The following is a 2,305-nucleotide window of genomic DNA, read 5'->3' as shown; positions in this document are numbered from 1 at the left end:
TTCGAGTAAGTTTACCGATTAACTTAACTATCTACCCTTTCTAGCGGGTTAAATAAAGCGCTAACTGCGTTATACCAATCGACTTAAATATTTAACCATTCTAGCGGGCTAAATAAAGCGCTAACGGCGTTTATCTGTCGCTATAAATGGTCAGTAACTTAACACGATTGGTATAACATACTTGCGCCAAGTGGTCGTTAGCAAAGGAGTACTAAGAAACTATTTATGCAGCTCAACACACCTAGACTAACGCTAAAGTTATTAACGGCTGACGATTGGCCGCTATTCTTTGCATTGCATAATGATGCTCAGGTAATTGAAAAATGCTTCGATAAGCCATCTGAGGTGCAAATACGCGCAAAATTTAATGAGCGTTTAAAGCCTTGGCAGCCAAATTCAAGTCGCCCCTTGTGTATGGTTATTCATGAGAAATGCAGCAATAAGCCAGTTGGCGTAACTGGGTTTACTGCATCGCAAACGGCTCAGACGCAGGAAGTGGGTTATCTATTACTACCAGCGTTTTATGGTCGTGGCTACGCAACGGAAGCTCTTGATGCATTTTTAACATGGGCGAGAGGGGAGTTTAATATTCAGTCAATAAAAGCCGTGGTTAGTGCAGGGAATATTGGCTCGGAGAAAGTGCTCGTAAAATGTGGCTTTAAGTTTGTGAACGTTGAGCCTACGAAATTGCTGGCGTGCTAATTGATGATCACCATTACTTGTTAGGCTGTACAAGTAAAACGTAGGTTGTACTGTTCAAGTGTTTTGAACAGTACAACGGGTTGTTACAAATGGATTTCAATTGCCTTACGATCTTTATCAGGCATGTTGGCAACCACTAAGTTAAATGAATTATCGATCATACGCTCAATTTCACCTTGTGGAATTGAGCCATCTAGAATAACAGTATTCCATAACCGTTTATTCATATGATAGCCAGGTATAACCGAAGGAAACATGTCCCGAAGAGCTTGCGCTTCATCAGGGTCGCATTTCAAATTCATCCACCAAAGTGGATTACCGTCTTCATCTGTTTGCCCTTCATTGCCAACTGACAACGTTGCAAACATTTTATGGTTTACTTTATATACATCAACTTCTTGGCCAAATGGTTGGGTAACCATAACCAGAGGTTTTTTAGATAAATACTCATGTGCTGTGTGTTGATCCATGATCCAGTCCTTGAAGTCATTTATGGTAAATTAACCATAGCAGCTTTTTCGTAGTTTAGTCATGAAAAATCGATCAATAGGTAAAATTTATTAGTAAATACAGACTCTAGTAGAAAAACTGTGATAAGCGATATTTTCTTATTGAAGAAAACCCAGTTCGTGGTATGTTTCACGGGATTTATAAATTATAGGAAGACACTGATGCCAAAGGCAAGTGAAGTTAAAAAAGGTACTGCTATTGAGTTCAATGGCCGTGTTTTAGTGGTTAAAGATATTGTTCGCTCTGTGCCACAAGGTCGTGCTGGTGGAAGCTTATATCGCATGCGTTTGTACGATGTTGTCACAGGCAGCAAAGTAGATGAAACATTCAAAGACAGCGACATGCTAAAATTAGCCGATTTAACGCGTCGCGAAGCAATGTTCTCGTACGTGGACGGTGAAGAATATGTGTTTATGGATAACGAAGATTACACACCATATAACCTGAATAAAAACGCGATCAGCGAAGAGATTTTATTTGTAAACGAAGAAACACAAGGTGTGCACGTTATTGTCATTGATGGCGCGCCAGTGGGTTTAGATTTACCGTCAAGCGTTGAACTTGTGGTTGAAGAAACAGATCCATCAATCAAAGGTGCTTCAGCAAGCGCACGCTCAAAACCAGCTCGTTTATCAACAGGTTTAACGATTCAAGTACCTGAACATATTTCTACTGGTGATCGTATCCGTATCAATACGGCTGAGCATAAATTTATGGGCCGTGCTGAAAAGTAATCGCGCTTATAGCTTACTTATAAAAAACCGGCATCAGTGCCGGTTTTTTATATCACCATTATTTATGTTCACTATTTGTCCATGTGGCTTTAAACTCGCCAATACTTTCGTTACACTGCGCGCTCGATTTTAATAAGCTAATGGGCCTCGTTTGTATTTTTTGATCTGCACTGCATTTATTGCCATCATGTATTTATACCAATCGACTTAAATATTTAACCATTCTAGCGGGCTAAATAAAGCGCTAACTGCGTTATAAATTTTTCATGTAGAACAACTACATGTCAAAATTTAGGCCTTGTTATCACTGTATTTATCTGTCGCTATAAATGGTCAGTAACTTAACACTATAGGTATAA

Annotated in this window: 3 protein-coding genes; 2 read left to right on the top strand and 1 reads right to left on the bottom strand. The window is 39.3% G+C overall.

Going from position 1 to position 2,305, the window contains the following annotated elements; all coding sequences use genetic code 11:
* Positions 1 to 225 precede the first annotated feature (225 nt).
* A complete protein-coding gene (locus CWB85_RS13745) occupies positions 226 to 702 on the top strand; it encodes a GNAT family N-acetyltransferase (RefSeq protein WP_138555197.1) in 477 nt (158 codons plus the stop codon).
* 83 nt (positions 703 to 785) lie between these two features.
* On the opposite strand, the gene CWB85_RS13740 is transcribed toward CWB85_RS13745, so the two are convergent.
* Positions 786 to 1,172 carry an MmcQ/YjbR family DNA-binding protein gene (locus CWB85_RS13740; RefSeq protein WP_138555196.1) on the bottom strand — a complete coding sequence of 129 codons (387 nt, stop codon included), beginning with the start codon at positions 1,170 to 1,172 and terminating at the stop codon, positions 786 to 788.
* A gap of 201 nt (positions 1,173 to 1,373) precedes the next feature.
* On the opposite strand from CWB85_RS13740, the gene efpL reads away from it, so the two are divergent.
* Positions 1,374 to 1,946, top strand: a complete 573-nt coding sequence (gene efpL / locus CWB85_RS13735; protein WP_016707939.1) for an elongation factor P-like protein EfpL — start codon at positions 1,374 to 1,376, stop codon at positions 1,944 to 1,946.
* The last annotated feature ends 359 nt before the right edge of the window (positions 1,947 to 2,305 follow it).

The organism is Pseudoalteromonas sp. S1727, assembly GCF_005886375.1.
Lineage (GTDB): Bacteria > Pseudomonadota > Gammaproteobacteria > Enterobacterales > Alteromonadaceae > Pseudoalteromonas > Pseudoalteromonas haloplanktis.
The sequence above is the reverse complement of the archived record's forward strand: the minus strand, read 5'-3'. Positions and strand labels throughout refer to the sequence as shown.